General features: G+C 39.4%; 17 protein-coding genes. 8 read left to right on the forward strand and 9 right to left on the reverse strand.

Features of this window, described 5'->3' with window-relative positions; all coding sequences use genetic code 11:
* Positions 1-8: 8 nt before the first annotated feature.
* The 5 genes from M0R21_00050 to M0R21_00070 all read left to right on the forward strand — a co-directional run bounded on the left by M0R21_00050 (position 9) and on the right by M0R21_00070 (position 3,687).
* Entirely contained in the window at positions 9-1,091 is a 1,083-nt protein-coding gene (locus tag M0R21_00050; GenBank protein MCK9616207.1) for an ABC transporter permease, read from the forward strand.
* Positions 1,092-1,145: 54 nt separating this feature from the next.
* On the forward strand, positions 1,146-1,904 hold the full coding sequence (gene tpiA / locus M0R21_00055; protein MCK9616208.1) for a triose-phosphate isomerase: 759 nt from the start codon (positions 1,146-1,148) through the stop codon (positions 1,902-1,904).
* 112 nt (positions 1,905-2,016) lie between these two features.
* Entirely contained in the window at positions 2,017-2,220 is a 204-nt protein-coding gene (locus M0R21_00060; protein ID MCK9616209.1) for a hypothetical protein, read from the forward strand.
* Between the two features lie 7 nt (positions 2,221-2,227).
* Positions 2,228-3,010 carry a T9SS type A sorting domain-containing protein gene (locus tag M0R21_00065; GenBank protein MCK9616210.1) on the forward strand — a complete coding sequence of 261 codons (783 nt, stop codon included), beginning with the start codon at positions 2,228-2,230 and terminating at the stop codon, positions 3,008-3,010.
* A gap of 5 nt (positions 3,011-3,015) precedes the next feature.
* Positions 3,016-3,687: an ATP-binding cassette domain-containing protein gene (locus tag M0R21_00070; protein MCK9616211.1), complete on the forward strand. Its 672-nt coding sequence runs from the start codon at positions 3,016-3,018 to the stop codon at positions 3,685-3,687.
* Between the two features lie 11 nt (positions 3,688-3,698).
* On the opposite strand, the gene M0R21_00075 is transcribed toward M0R21_00070, so the two are convergent.
* On the reverse strand, positions 3,699-4,826 hold the full coding sequence (locus tag M0R21_00075) for a glycosyltransferase family 1 protein (protein ID MCK9616212.1): 1,128 nt from the start codon (positions 4,824-4,826) through the stop codon (positions 3,699-3,701).
* Positions 4,826-5,941 carry a glycosyltransferase gene (locus tag M0R21_00080; GenBank protein ID MCK9616213.1) on the reverse strand — a complete coding sequence of 372 codons (1,116 nt, stop codon included), beginning with the start codon at positions 5,939-5,941 and terminating at the stop codon, positions 4,826-4,828. The genes M0R21_00075 and M0R21_00080 overlap by 1 nt, the downstream gene beginning before the upstream one ends.
* A gap of 91 nt (positions 5,942-6,032) precedes the next feature.
* On the opposite strand from M0R21_00080, the gene M0R21_00085 reads away from it, so the two are divergent.
* Positions 6,033-8,042, forward strand: a complete 2,010-nt coding sequence (locus tag M0R21_00085) for a transglycosylase domain-containing protein (GenBank protein MCK9616214.1) — start codon at positions 6,033-6,035, stop codon at positions 8,040-8,042.
* 83 nt (positions 8,043-8,125) lie between these two features.
* On the opposite strand, the gene M0R21_00090 is transcribed toward M0R21_00085, so the two are convergent.
* From M0R21_00090 to M0R21_00120, 7 genes are all read right to left on the reverse strand, one after another.
* Positions 8,126-8,623, reverse strand: coding sequence for a ferritin family protein (locus M0R21_00090; protein ID MCK9616215.1), 498 nt, complete (start codon positions 8,621-8,623; stop codon positions 8,126-8,128).
* A gap of 119 nt (positions 8,624-8,742) precedes the next feature.
* Entirely contained in the window at positions 8,743-9,480 is a 738-nt protein-coding gene (locus M0R21_00095) for a sugar phosphate nucleotidyltransferase (GenBank protein ID MCK9616216.1), read from the reverse strand.
* Positions 9,481-9,503: 23 nt separating this feature from the next.
* Positions 9,504-9,866 carry a hypothetical protein gene (locus tag M0R21_00100; GenBank protein MCK9616217.1) on the reverse strand — a complete coding sequence of 121 codons (363 nt, stop codon included), beginning with the start codon at positions 9,864-9,866 and terminating at the stop codon, positions 9,504-9,506.
* Positions 9,867-9,911: 45 nt separating this feature from the next.
* Positions 9,912-11,303, reverse strand: a complete 1,392-nt coding sequence (locus tag M0R21_00105; protein ID MCK9616218.1) for a phosphotransferase — start codon at positions 11,301-11,303, stop codon at positions 9,912-9,914.
* A gap of 15 nt (positions 11,304-11,318) precedes the next feature.
* A complete protein-coding gene (locus M0R21_00110; GenBank protein ID MCK9616219.1) occupies positions 11,319-11,897 on the reverse strand; it encodes an L-threonylcarbamoyladenylate synthase in 579 nt (192 codons plus the stop codon).
* Complete coding sequence (locus tag M0R21_00115; protein MCK9616220.1) at positions 11,879-12,889, reverse strand: glycosyltransferase family 9 protein; 1,011 nt, start codon at positions 12,887-12,889, stop codon at positions 11,879-11,881. Before M0R21_00115 ends, M0R21_00110 begins: the two co-directional genes overlap by 19 nt.
* An 11-nt stretch (positions 12,890-12,900) precedes the next feature.
* Positions 12,901-13,716 (reverse strand): 2,3,4,5-tetrahydropyridine-2,6-dicarboxylate N-succinyltransferase, encoded by an 816-nt coding sequence (locus tag M0R21_00120; protein ID MCK9616221.1) that lies wholly within the window; start codon positions 13,714-13,716, stop codon positions 12,901-12,903.
* 97 nt (positions 13,717-13,813) lie between these two features.
* Here M0R21_00120 and ruvX point away from each other — a divergent pair, with 97 nt between their 5' ends.
* On the forward strand, positions 13,814-14,239 hold the full coding sequence (gene ruvX, locus M0R21_00125) for a Holliday junction resolvase RuvX (protein MCK9616222.1): 426 nt from the start codon (positions 13,814-13,816) through the stop codon (positions 14,237-14,239).
* A gap of 17 nt (positions 14,240-14,256) precedes the next feature.
* Entirely contained in the window at positions 14,257-14,829 is a 573-nt protein-coding gene (def, locus tag M0R21_00130) for a peptide deformylase (GenBank protein ID MCK9616223.1), read from the forward strand.
* Positions 14,830-14,832 lie beyond the last annotated feature (3 nt).

A 14,832-nucleotide genomic window follows, 5' to 3' on the forward strand; every position in this document is an offset into this window, starting at 1 on the left:
GTATTATAATGGGCAGATTTATTACCAAACGGCTAATGTACGGTTTACTTGTAGTGTTTGGTGTAATAACCCTTCTTTTTATTCTTTTTAATGTACTTCCCGGCGATCCTGCTCGGATGATGCTCGGGCAACGTGCCGATATGGCTTCTGTCGAAGCCATTCATCATGATTTAGGATTGGATAAACCACTTACTGCACAATATTTCAATTTTTTAAATGATATTTCTCCATTATCGGTACATAATACTTCCGATACAAACAGCTATTGGTACTTAGATACTGCAAAATACCATTCATATATAAAAATTTTGCCCATAGGGAAAACGCACACATTAATTTTAAAAAAACCTTACCTGCGTAGATCATATCAAAGCAAACGCAATGTTTCAGAAATTTTGGCACAGGCATTTCCGGCAACCTTTCTGCTTGCTGTGGTTGCTATCGTTTTTGCCATCGTTATGGGAATAGGTATTGGAATGCTGTGTGCAATATATAAAAATACAATTTTCGACCGCCTGGCACTAGTTTTTTCGGTGTTGGGCATGTCGTTGCCTTCGTTTTTTGCGGCAATCTTATTTGCCTGGATTTTTGCTTTTTTACTTACCGATTTTACAGGACTGAATATGTTTGGAAGTATGTACACCGTTGATGATTTGGGCAATGGCGAATACCTCGACCTGAAAAATCTTATTTTACCGGCTATAACTTTGGGAATACGTCCGCTTGCCATAGTTGTAGAATTAACCCGTAGTTCATTGCTTGAAGTTTTGTCGCAGGACTATATACGTACTGCCAAAGCCAAAGGGTTAAGTTATATGAAAATTCTCCTCGGGCATGCCCTGAAAAACGCTATGAATCCTGTAATTACAGCCATTTCGGGATGGTTTGCCTCTTTGATGGCTGGAGCCGTTTTTGTGGAATATATTTTCGACTGGAAGGGTGTGGGTGTGGTAATAGTAGATGCACTTGAAAAATATGATTTCCCGGTACTGATGGGTGCCGTGCTTTTTATTTCTATTCTCCTTATTATTATTAATATTTTTGTTGACATCATTTATGGTTGGCTTGACCCCAGGGTGAGAATAACATAATTTACATACAGCCAGTTATAAAACTATATTTTTAATACATATACCTGAAAAAAAATGAGAAAAAAAATTGTTGCAGGCAATTGGAAAATGCATAAAACCTTCACTGAAGCCGAAGATTTAATTTTTGAAATTGATGAAGCCTTGAATAACTTGCCGGAACAAAAAGCTGAAGTAATCCTGTGTATTCCATTTCCTTACCTCGAACTGGCAGTGGATATTGCAATGGATGGGAAATTTTTTGTGGGGGCACAAAACATACATGATAAAGATTATGGGGCTTATACTGGAGAAATTTCGGCAACTATGCTGCGTTCACTTGATGTGGATTATGTTATCATAGGACATTCTGAACGCAGAACTTATTTCCATGAAGACGATGCTTTTTTATATGCAAAGGTGTTGTCGGCTTTAAAAAATGATATTTATCCAATTTTTTGTTTTGGAGAAATACTTTCCCAGCGTGAAGCAGCCATGCATTTTGAAATAATAAAATCGCAACTCGAAAATACTGTATTTCACCTTTCTTCTGAAGAGTTTTCTAAAATAATTCTGGCTTATGAACCCGTGTGGGCGATTGGTACCGGTGTTAATGCAAGCCCCGAGCAGGCGCAGGAGATACATGCCTACGTCCGCAAACTGGTAGCTGAAAAATTTGGAGAAAAAATAGCGGAAGACACAGTCATACTGTATGGAGGCAGTTGCAACCCATCAAATGCGGCTTCTCTTTTTTCGCAAACCGATGTAGACGGAGGACTGATTGGCGGTGCATCTCTGAAAGCTGATGATTTTGTGAAAATTGTAAACAGTTTTTAACTATTTATCGGGTGTTGTTTCTCACAAAAAAAATAATGTTTTTTTTAGCGTTACAAGTTCTTGCACAAAAGCAAAAATTATTCTACGTTTGCCGTCTTATTGAGAGGGATTTATGTATATATTGAAAAACTGCGGCAGTTCCCGCATTCCTGAATATGTTCAGCTAAGGGATACTAACTTTACCCTTGTAGCCTATTTTTGTCCCGAAAATACTCTGAAAGCGCTTACCGGATGCAACATGGTAGGTTGGTACGACCAAATTTCGGAAATTATTCATGATCTGCCTTATGGCAGAATTTATCAACTTGAATATTAAAAATCATATGCTTGTAAAAAAGATTGTCTTACTTTCATCCATTTTGTTCCTTTCCTTGGCACTTAGGGCTCAAATAGTACTCGAACATACCTATTTAGGTTATGCAAACGTTGTAAACTTAGCTATATCAGGTTATAAATACTCGGTGTTTAATACCCAAAATAACACATTAAAACTGTATAATACCGATCATTCCTTGTGGAAATCTATTGCTCTGGATATTCCTTCCGGATATACGTTCAATACGGTGCAAAATATTTCGGAAACTTTGTTTAATTTAGATAATCTTGTTGAGTTTACTTATTCATATTACATCACTACTACAAACGTTGTGTATGAAACTAAGGTCGGGAATGAAGAAGGTAACACACTATTAACAATTCCCGGGGCTGTAATGGCTTATGCTGTTGAATGCGAGGATTTACACGCTAAGCTCCTCGCTTATATTTATGATTATTCTGTTACACCGGTAAATCAGCAAACTAAAGTTTATTCGCTTCCGGGGGAAATATTTCCGGTAGATATTCCTTTAAATTCTGGTAAAAATGAAGTATTATTGAATGCTTGCCCTAATCCTGCGCGTAACTATACAAAAATCAGTTACCATTTTCCTGATGCTAAGCCTGAAGGCGAGCTTATACTGACTGACGGTCAGGGCAGAGTTGTTAAAACTTACCATATTGATAACAATTTCGACAATTTGATAATTGACACTTCCGGATTTTCTCCCGGAATGTATTTGTATACAATTTCAGGAACCTCTGCCTCGGGTAAATTAATAATTGAATAGTTAAAATGGAAAATATACCCATCATTCAACTCGAAAACCTGTCGGTTTATCAAAAAAATGTTATGATATTAACCGGGGTAACCTTTATTGTAAATAAAGGCGAATTCGTTTATCTTATTGGAAAAACAGGTACAGGGAAAAGCAGCCTGCTACGTACGCTTTACGCTGACTTACCGGTTGTGGATGGGCATGCTGTGGTTGCTGAGTATAATCTGAAGCTGATAACACCCAAGGAAATACCTTTTTTGCGCCGAAAGCTAGGGATAGTTTTTCAGGATTTTCAACTGCTCACCGACCGGACAGTAAATAAAAACCTTGAGTTTGTGATGAAAGCTACTGGCTGGGATGACCAAACGATGATGAAACATCGTATGAATGAAGTGCTTGAAAAGGTTGGACTCGAAAATAAAGGATTTAAAATGCCTCACCAGTTGTCGGGAGGCGAACAGCAACGCGTTGCCATTGCAAGGGCGTTGATCAACGAACCGGAAGTTATTCTTGCCGATGAGCCTACCGGAAATCTTGATCCTGAAACCTCGGAAGGTATTATGGATTTGCTTGTTGCCATTAGTAAAAACGGCAGGGCTGTGATGATGGCTACACATAATTATACATTGTTCGAGAAATTTCCTGCCCGTACACTCAGATGTGAGTACAGCAAGGTAATACCGCAGTAATCCCGGAATTTTTACCGGTAAACCCATCCGATGAGCCTTCCGGCATTCTTTTCGTTGGAATATTTTGCTCCAAGCAACTTTTCCCTTTTGGCTATTTCTGAATTATCAAATTCTTTGGCAAACAGTATTTCCAGCTTTTCAAGCATTTGTGCACCGGTTTCTGCAAGGTAACACAGCGAACTCAGCCCGGTTCCGGAAATCATAGCGGCGTTTACCAGCACGAACCGCCCATTGTAGAGAGTGTTCAATAGCTTAAGTTTTAAGCCTGTAGCCTGGAAAGTTATCAGGATATTTATATGAGCATCCTTTATCAATGTAAACATGGTTTCATCTGTAGGATTGGCAACCATTTGAACATTAGAATGTCTGGCTGCTAATTTTTGTAAAAATTCCGGGGGATTTAGACCAGCTACAATAAAAGGGATGGAAGTATTGGCAAAAACATTTTTAATAAGAAAAGTAACCGCCCTATAATTTTCGGAAACGGTAAGGTTTCCATGGTACAGGACATATTTTCCTTTTCCAGGTATGTTGTTAAACTGTTCATTGGGGTGAAAACTGGGAAGATGCTCGACTTGTGAACCGGGAAATTTCTTTCGAAGGTACATCGTATCGTTTTCGGATACGGCGAGCATCAAGCAGGCATGGCGGAGTGTTTTCTGGTATAATCTTAATTTAATGCTTTCTGTAATTAAAAATAGTTTCTTGATCGCATTTTTTTCTGCCTTGAACAAATAGTAATAGTAAATATGTTCTATGTTACTTTCCCTGTAAATTTTTTTTCTTTTTTGCAGTAAAGGATGGCTTATAAAAAAGCAGGAGTGCATTCCCTCGAAAAGTATCGGGTGATCGTCTTTAAGTAAATTATTTAACAATGCATCTGATAATCTACTGTTTACGATATAGGGGCGATAATGGAAAGCCGTAAAAACTGAGGTGTTTCGTGGATAATAATACAACTTGTAGCACCAGTCATTCAATTCTTCGGAATGTGTACGATCATAGGAGAAACAATGCAAAATGGTTTTAACCCCAGCAGCTTTGAGGGCTTTTAGTTTGTAAAATACATCAATCACTCCTCCGTAATTAGCGGGGTAAGGTATGGTAAATGAAACAATATGTAAGTAAGTATCTTCCACTACTTATATTTTGCGTATATTTCCATTGCAATTTTTTCTTCCTCTTCCCAGTTTAAATTATGGGCAGCTTTGGGCAGATTATTTTTCCATCTCTGGTATTCTTCTGTATTTGTGAGCATAAAGTTAATTTTTTCGGCAATATGCGTAGGCTCATGATTTTCGATGAATGTTCCGATATGATAGTTGCTAATGATTTTTTCTATTTCGGGAAGTCGCGATGCAAGCACTGGAACCCCGGCATGGATATAATCGAACAATTTATTGGGCAGGCTGAAACGATAGTTGATATTAGTATCCTTATCCAAAGTAAGCCCAATGTCGGCATGCAAAGTATAGTGTATCAAACTGTCAAGAGGCTGCTTGGGGATAAAAAGCACTTTATCCTGTAATTTCAGCTTCTGCACCTGCTCTTTTAATTTTTCAATAACATCGCCACCTCCAATAATAAGAAGAATAGCATTTTCAACATATTGCATGGCTTCTACAGCTTCCTCGGCTCCCCTTTGCATGTTGATGCCGGCACCTTGCAGCAAAATAATTTTTTTATTTTCAGGAATACCCAATTCCTGTTTGCTTTTCAAAACGACAGGTTTCAATTGCGGCGGAATGTTTCGTATAACCTTTATTTTTTTTTTATATTCGTTACGGTACAGTCCGGCAATAGATTCATTTACCGTGATAATATCTGTTAAACGGGGAAAAATCCATTTTTCTATTCTTTTCCACACCTGCTGCACCCTTTTGCGGTGAACCAGCTCCGGGGTTTGTGTATAATATTCATGGCTGTCGTACACAAGAGGAATACGCTTCAGTTTGCTGACAAGAAAATTAGGAAGTAAAGTATCCAAATCATTGGATACCAATAATTGTACTTTTTGTGATAGCAGATAGAAAAAGAGCCGGATGTTATATTCAGCATAAAAGAACGGACCTTTTTCAAAAAGTAACCGAAATCTGTGGGTGCGATAGTTACGCTTTTCGAGGGTAAGACTGTCGGTTTTGCGTCTGCCTGCCAACGTAACATCAAATCCTGATTTCAGGAGGGTCTGGCAGGTTTTATCCACCCGACGGTCAGTAACTAAATCATTGGTAACCGATACGATGACTTTTTTCAAGTAAGGAATGTTTTATCAGCGAAGGTAAAAACTTTTTCAATGTATCTTTGCAAAGATAAAACGTTGCAAGGTCGGAATTAATATTTAGCAGATGAAGAAACTTAACAGCCTGGTTGTATTTGTCGCCCGGAACCGGAAACTTATTTTTAAAACATTAAAAATTGGTCTGTTGGTTGTTGCCTGCTTATTCATTTTCCTGTTTATTTTTCGGAATCCGCTGATACGTTTTGTTGCGGAACGAAAGATAAATTCCTTTAACAAACGGTATAATGCCGAACTTATGGTGGGTAAGATGGAATGGAAACTACTTTCACAGTTCGAATTGCAAAATATCAGTTTACGTCCACTTCATGGCGATACTTTATTAAAAATTAAACACCTCCAATTTCGATTAAGTGTGTGGAAGCTACTGCTTGGCAGGATAGCTTTCCATAAATTTGAAATGGAAGATACTTATCTTACCCTGATAAGGCACGATTCCATTACCAATTATTCCTTTCTATTGGGTAAGCCTAAAAAAGCAGATACAACGAAAAAATTTATTCCCGCCAGAAATTATGACCTGCGGTTTTACCGGCTTTTTGAAGCTGCTTTTGATAAGATTCCTTCGACAATGAAAATAAAAAATTTCAATGTGTCGTCAGTTGTGGGTAATTACGAAGTGAGTTTGCAGGTTGAAAATTTTTCGATCAACAACAGGATGTTTAAAGTTCCGGTTTGGGTAAGGGAGGAAGGCTACCAAAGCCGGTGGATTGTTGAGGGAAAGTTGGATGCAGGCGAAAGAATTGCTCATTTTAAATGGTACAGTTTGGGTGCCGGCAAGGTGGTAATACCTTATCTGCAGCATAAATGGAAAGCCGAAGTGGCTTTTGACACCCTTGAATTCATGCTTACTGAAAAAAAGTATAGTAATCATATTTTTACTTTTGAAAATACTTCCTCAGTAAAAGGACTTGAGATTTTGAACGATCGCATTTCCACCGAAAAGGTATTTTTTCAGCATATGTCGCTTAGCGGGATAGTGAATGTGGGGAAAAATTATTTTGAACTGGACAGCGCAACCCATGTTATTTTTAACCAACTGAATTTTAATCCTTATATTAAGTTACAATTACAACCTACCCGGCAAATTACCCTTAAAATTCACAAAAAGGAGTTTCCCGCTCAGGATTTGTTTTCTTCCTTGCCCAGGGGGCTTTTTACTAACCTGGAAGGCATACGCACCTCGGGAGGTTTGTCGTATAACCTTGATTTTTTTGTTGATTTAACCCAGCCGGATTCCGTTATTTTCAATTCGGCACTCAACCGACATGATTTTCATATTGAAAGTTTTGGTAACACTAATTTTACATATATCAACTCTTCTTTTCCCTATACGGCATATGAAAGGGGAGTACCTGTAAAAACTTTTGCCGTAGGTGCTGAAAACCCCGAATTTCGTACACTGGATCAGATGCCTTCTTACCTGAAAGATGCCGTTATGCTGTCGGAAGATGGTGAATTTTATTACCACAGGGGCTTTATTCCCGATGCTATCCGCAAATCTATCGCTACCAATATCAAACAAAAACGTTTTGCCCGCGGAGGTAGCACTATTTCCATGCAATTGGTGAAAAATGTATTTCTAACCCGTAATAAAACCATTGTCCGAAAAGTTGAGGAAGCTTTAATTGTTTGGCTGATAGAAAATAACGGATTATGTCTGAAGGACAGAATGTTTGAGGTATATCTCAATATTATTGAATGGGGTCCCCTGATTTATGGCGCACAGGAAGCCGCACAGTATTATTTCAATAAAGACGTCGGACAACTTACGCTTTCGGAAGCCATTTACCTGGCTGCCATTATTCCGAGACCCAAATCGTTTAAATATACTTTTGATGAGTTCGGGCACCTTAAGGAATACCTGCAGGGTTATTATAAGTTGCTTTCCGGTAAAATGCTGCGAAGAGAGATGATTACACAGCAGGAGCATGACGAACTTGTTCCCGATGTTGAGCTTACCGGGCCTGCAAAATTAATACTTCTGCCGGCTGATAGTCTTGCCCCGGTTAATGACTCTCTTCGGTTCGAAATTAATTATTCAGGCGACGAATTTTAATTTTTTTTGTAGCCAGCCGAAATTTTTAATTTTTAGATGATGCCTATTCACTGCCGGCATTGTAATGTCTGAAAAATTAACAATCAAAACGGCCAGAACTGATTGTCGAACCATATTTTTTCCTTCAGTTCTTCATCCAATTCGTGCAGAATTTTATGATGTCCTTTTTCCCATTCAGCTAAAAAGAGATACATTTCTTTTTCGTGAGGGTCGGTTGTTTCGGCTGCTCTTTTTGAATAGATTTCTATGGCACGGGTTTCCATGTCAATAGCTGCGGAAATAGCTGCCGCTTCAAATCCTGCCGCACTAATGTTTTTTTTGATAGCATCAGTAAGTACTTGTTCGGGCTCCTGCTCACTACCGTTAGGAACGGGCTTTTCAAATTTTCCACCTTTGGAAATAGAATTGTATTGCCGCGACAGAAATTCTACATGACTTTGCTCTTCTTCCGCCATCAATCCGAAGAATTTCTTTGTGTTTTCATCTTTGGTACCTGCAGCCACCTGTTCATAAAATGCTTTTCCCCTGCGTTCTAATAAAATTGCCGTTTTAAGAATGTCTAATGTTTTATTTGTGTTCATATTGCCGTATGTTATATTTTTAATTAACAAATGGCAAGCCTCTTTTGTTTTCATTAAAAATGCAAAAGAATTCTGAACTAATGCAAGAGAAGATAAATATAAAAAAGCGGTGTGCTATTTTACAAACCTTTACTTTTTTCGTTTATTTTTGATTCAATTTCTTTGAGCTGCTCAAACTTACCCACATCAAAAAAATCGTCGCCTGTATGGTCGTAAAGGCGGATAGAATAATCTTCGGCAAGACGTAAGTATGTATCAATAATTGAAAAAGTTCCGGTTTCGCTAATCAATGGAAAAATCGCAGGAGAAAGTACGTGGATACCGCTGAAAGCTAATTTTTTAATAACCGGACTCTTGGAAGTAATTGTTTTTATATGATGATTACGTACGTTTTCCCATCCACACAACTCGCCGTTGGCATTTGAATGAAAATACCTTGAAGAAATGCGTTGCTGAACGGCAAGGGTGGCAATCGGGCTATGTTTTACGTGAAAATCTATGAGTTTATCTAAGTTTATAGATGTTATTATATCAACATTGTGAAGTATGAAAGGTTCGTTGCCAGTGAAAAACCATGAGGCATTGAGTAAACCTCCGCCAGTATCAAGCAACTGGTTTCGCTCATCGGAAATGGCAATCTGCACTCCCGGAAATTTTTTGTTTTCGATAAACTCAATAACCTGTTTGCCAAAATGGTGTATGTTTATAATAATTGCATCCACCCCATAATTTGCCAGGTTGAGAATGGCACGTTCGAGCAGGCTAATGCCTCCGATTTCTATCAGGGCTTTGGGTTTGGTAAGGGTAAGCGGTTGCAGGCGTGTACCCAGACCGGCAGCAAGGAGCATGGCTTTCATGAGGTTGCTAATTATTAATCAGGTTATTGCTTGTTTGAATTTTGCTGGCTGAAATACATACGGGTTACAACTTTTTGCATTTCACGACGGATGATAAGTTCAGCCATTATTTCGTGTTTTTGGAAATCCGGAAAGTTTTTTTCTGCTTCTGAAAATGCGTTTTCATCCACATCAATCTGGTAAAGCAGTGACATCACCCTTCCGAAATCGCAGGCGACCAAATTGGCAAGTTGCATGCAAAGCTGTTGGTAAAGCTCGGAGTATGCAAAATATGTTTCGCCTGCAAAATGTATTTCAAGATCATATTTTCCAAAATCTTTCTGAATCTGCAGGGCAGTATCCCACATAATTTTTTGGTTTATCCGGTAAGGTTCAATATCAAACATGGTATTTAATTCATCTTTTTAACGGGCATTTTTTTGTGCAGGGTTTTACTCATGGTGTAAAATTACGGTAATAGCGTATTTTTGCAAAAGGTGTATTTCGAGTTGCTTGGCACAATAAACGGAGCGATGCTGCCCGCCAGTGCAGCCAAAATTTACCATCAGATTTTCAAACCTTCTGTGCATGTAGGCATCAATGCTTTGATCTACAATGGTAAATACATTCTGGAGAAAGTCAGTTACTTCTGGCAGCTTTTCAAGAAAGTTTATCACTGGCTGGTCGTTTCCCGTCAGGGCTTTATATTCGTCGTATCTTCCGGGGTTGGGCAATGCCCTGCAATCGAAAACGAAACCACCTCCATTACCGGTAGCATCGGCTGGAATGCCTTTTTTGTAGGAAAAACTGTTGATGTGCACTTTCAGGCTTTTGGAACCTGCTTTTTCAATATGTACGTCGCTGCTGATTTTTTCAATTATCTGACGCAAATAGGGCAGGAACAAAGGAAATTTGTCATCGCTAAGCAATTGCTGCAGGTTACGTTTGGCATAGGGCACGCTTTGCAGGAAAAGGGTTTTGCGTTCAAAAAAGCCACGAAATCCGTAACTTCCCATAGCCTGCATGATGCGGATGAGGACAAAAGCATAAAATCTCTGTTCAAACTTGTTTTCGGATATAGCCAGATGCTTGGTAAGGTGCTCAATATAAAATGCTAAAAGTTCTTTTCGCAGTCCGTCGGACAAATCGGCTTTGGCATCGTACAGTAGTGAAGCAAGGTCGTAAGGCAGTGCTCCTTTACGTCCTCCCTGATAATCAATAAAAAATAATTTATCATTTTGCACCATAATATTTCGTGATTGAAAATCGCGGTACAGGAAAAATTCTCCCGGGATTGTAAGCAGATAATTGCACAGTTTGCAAAAGTCTTCTTCAAGTAATTGTTCGTCAAAAGGGATGCCGGAGGGTTTCAGGTAATAGTATTTGAAATAATTGAGATCCCACATCATACTTTGTCTGTCGAAGGCATGACGGGGATAACACAGTGAGAAATCAAAACCACAGGCTCCTTTTATTTGAAAACCGATAAGGGCTTCGATGACTTTTTTATAGATGTCTTGTAACGTCTGCGGGTTTTTCTTCAATGTGGGAAGCAGAGAAAATAATGTTGTATCGCCCAGGTCCTGGATGAGATAAATATTTTCTTCCCGGTTATCGGCATACAGTTCCGGGACAGGCAGATTTAATTTCCGGAAATGATTTGTAAATGCTGTAAATGCAATATTTTCCTTATTGTCAGGATTGTATGCTCCGATAGCCAAAACGGTTCCTGCCGTAATACGATAATATTTCCTGTTGGAGCCTGAGGCTGGGAGCAGGGTGATGGTTTCGGCATATTGTCCGCTCCATGTATGGAATAGTTGTTGTAACTGTATTTCTTTCACCTTAAAAATGATGTTTTATTCCCGTATTATGTTGTAGTTTCCATTGGAATACAAACGGATAATTTTAGATGGTTTTGTCCTGTTAATGTTGCTCTGCTGGAGGTTAACTATGTAATTCACTCCTTTTTTTATAGAATCGGAAACCTGGCTGAACAGGGCAGGAGGTGGTTCGGTGCTAAGGTTGGCAGAGGTGGAAACAATGGGTTTCCCGAAACGACGGATAAGCGACTGGCAAAATTCGTGTTTTATGATGCGGATTGCGATGGTTCCGTCTGCTGCAATAACGTTGGAGGCTAAGTTTTTTGCTCCGTCATAGACAATGGTTAAGGGCTCGTCCACCTGGTTGGTAAGATCGTAAGTAATAGAGGGCACGTGGGTGATGTAGTTTGCAAGTTTATCAAAATGGTCGAGAAGGATAATAAGGCTTTTGCTTTCGCTTCTTCTTTTAAGGCGGAAAATTCTTTCAACGGCTATGGGGTTGGTAGCATCACAGCCAATTCCCCATATGGTATCGCAAGGATAAAGCAATGTTCCACCGGTTTCAAGCACCTGAAGTGAATTGCTTACTTCGAGGTTTATTTCTTTGGTGTGCATGGCAATTGTTGTAATAGTTGTTCAATTTCGATAGTTTCAGCACAGTTGAAATGACCTTCGGGACATTGTTTTTTACCGTGTAATCCACAAGGGCGACAAGGTAATTTTTGTTGTGTCTCAATAACTACGGAATTCTGCGAAAGTGGACCGAAGCCAAATCCAGGTATAGTAGAACAAAAAATAGCTGCGACATTGGCGTTAACGGCAGAAGCCAGGTGCAGGGGCGCTGAATCGTTAACATAATTCATAACTGCATTTTGCATTAATGCCGCCGATTGCAAAAAACTCAGTTTGCCGGCAAGGTTTACGATTTTGCTATCCGGATTGTCAGTAATGATTGATTCGCACAAAGTGTAATCGCTTTTTGACCCGAGTAGATATATCATGTAGGTATTATTCAGGCTGCGGACAAACTGTATCCATTTCCCGGCGGGAAATTGCTTGGTGAACCAGAGCGACGCTGGAGCAATACAGATATAAGGTGTCTGCCGATATGTTTTTACGTTTTCAACATCTTGCGGAGTAGGGTATAAACGTATAGAGAATTGTGTTTTACCAGTGAAACTTTCAACCAAAAGCAGATTCCTTTCGGTTTCGTGCAGGGTATTTCCCCCTTCCAAAATGTTGTGTTTTACTTTTATGGAAAAAAATTCTGAAAAAGGATTTTTATCAAAACCTACTGATACCCGGCTTCTGGAAAATGCGGTAAGAAAACCCGATGCTGCAAAACGCTGAATATTAACGATGAGGGTATATTTGTTTTTCCGTATCTTCCGGAACACTGAATACAGATTACGGTATTTTTTTTTAGATTTATCCCAGATAATTACTTCGTGTAAAAAAGGATGTCCCCTAAAAACGTTTTCAATTCCTTTTTTCAGTAAAAAGTCAATCCCGGCTTCCGGAAAACGTGAATGAAGGGCTTCCAGCACAGGTGTTGCAAGGATAACGTCGCCTATAGAGGCAGTTTGTATGATGAGTATTTTTTGCAATATTACAGGTTTTACACGGCTACACTGAACTCGCGAAGGGCATTATTGAGAGATGTTTTCAGATCGGTGGAAGGTTTTCGCTGTCCGATGATGAGAGCGGCAGGTACCTGAAACTCGCCGGCAGGATACTTTTTGGTGAACGAACCGGGAATGACAACCGAACGTGAGGGTACAATATTTTTGTATTCCACAGGGGTGTTACCGGTAACGTCAATAATTTTTGTGGAGGAGGTTATCACCACATTGGCTCCAAGAACAGCTTCTTTTTCTATGTGCACACCTTCTACTATGATGCAACGCGAGCCAATAAAACAGTCGTCTTCAATAATGACGGGAGTAGCCTGAATTGGTTCCAGTACACCACCAATACCTACTCCGCCGCTCAGGTGTACGTTTTTACCGATTTGCGCACAGGAGCCCACCGTTGCCCAGGTATCTATCATTGTCCCTTTGTCAACGTAAGCGCCGATGTTTACGTACGAAGGCATCATCACCACGCCAGGGGCAATGTAAGCTCCGTAACGGGCTATGGCATGCGGAACCACACGAACACCTAAATCTGCATAACCAGTTTTCAATGGTATTTTATCGTGAAACTCGAGCAAACCGGAATTTGAGGTTTCCATTTTCCGGGTGGGAAAGTACAGGATTATCGCTTTTTTTATCCATTCGTTTACCTTCCAGCCTCCGTTTACAGGCTCTGCCACCCGTAACAATCCTTTGTCAAGTTGCTCGATGACAGAAGATATAGCCGAAAGTATTTCTTTATTTTTCAATAATTTACTGTCGTTCCAGGCGGCTTCTATCAGTGGAGTGAGGTTTTCCATGCTTGTGTTACTTATCCTGTCCAAAATTAAAAAGAAATTGCCACCTGACCTATTTTCGATGGTTATTTTATACTTTTGCGCCACTAAAACCATAATTTTGGCACGAATACTTGCTATTGACTACGGACAAAAACGTTGCGGCATAGCCGTAACTGACGAAATGCAATTGGTTGCTAATGCTCTTGATACCATTGCAACTGCCGGATTGATGGATTTTTTGAAAAATTACTGTATGATGGAAAAGGTAGAACTTTTTGTAGTGGGAATGCCTAAACAAATGAACAATAAGCCTTCCGAATCGGTTAAATACATCATTCCATTTGTTAAACAGTTGCATAAAAATTTTCCTGAAATAGCAATTGCTGAAATGGACGAACGATTTACATCGAAAATGGCATTTCAAACCATGATTGATGCCGGGCTGAAAAAAAAAGACCGGCAGAATAAGGCTTTGGTTGACAGGATAAGCGCTACCATATTGTTGCAGTCGTACATGGAAATACATGAAAAATTTAATAAATAAAAAATAAAGTATAAAATATGATATTACCCATTGTAGCCTTCGGACACCCGATATTACGAAAGAAAGCGCTGGACATTACTCCCGACTACCCGGAACTTGAACAGCTTATTGCTAATATGTTCGACACTATGCATCTTTCTGACGGAGTAGGACTGGCTGCACCCCAGGTTAACCTTTCTATTCGTTTGATTGTGCTTGATGCTTCGCCGTACAGCGAAAAATATCCCCATCTGAAAGACTTTCGCAAAGTGCTTATCAATCCCTCTATTATAGAGGAATGGGGAGAAGAATTATCAATGAACGAAGGTTGCCTGAGCATACCCGATATCCATGAAAATATACTACGCAAGCCTAATTTGCGACTCCGGTACCAGGATGAAAAATTTCAATCCCATGAAGAAGAATTTGATGGTAATGTTGCACGGATCATACAGCATGAATATGACCATCTGGAAGGCATTTTGTTTGTTGATAAACTGCCTTCTATTAAAAAAATGATATTGCAACGCAAGCTCAGCGACATCTCAAAGGGGCTGATAAAAGTTTCGTACCGGATGATATTTCCTTTACAAAAGAAAAAATACAGATAAAAA

The sequence above is a fragment of the Lentimicrobiaceae bacterium genome (genome assembly GCA_023227965.1).
Classification (GTDB): Bacteria; Bacteroidota; Bacteroidia; order Bacteroidales; family JALOCA01; genus JALOCA01.